Annotated in this window: 1 protein-coding gene; it reads left to right on the top strand. The window is 65.8% G+C overall.

Going from position 1 to position 234, the window contains the following annotated elements; genetic code table 11:
* Nucleotides 1-234: hypothetical protein (locus AC0IYH_RS34120; protein WP_471838921.1), on the top strand; the 234-nt coding region annotated here is incomplete at both ends.

Raw genomic sequence — 234 nt, 5'->3', positions numbered from 1 at the left:
GGCCGCGAATATTGGGCACAGGGGCCGGACTTCGCCAACAAGGGCGGGGACGACAGCCCGGTCGGCGACGGCGTGATCCGCTCCGACCGGACGCCCGACCCCGAATATTACGAGCTGGCCAAGGTGCAGTCGCCGATCGCGTTCGAACAGATGCGGCCGGGCTTTGCGGTGACCAACCGCCACGATCATATCGACCTCTCGCGCTTCACCCTCGACTGGACGATGATGGAGGAC

The sequence above is a fragment of the Pseudomonas sp. AC463 genome (genome assembly GCF_979253585.1).
Note: the sequence above shows the minus strand (reverse complement) of the source record. Positions and strands in the feature narration are given on the sequence as shown.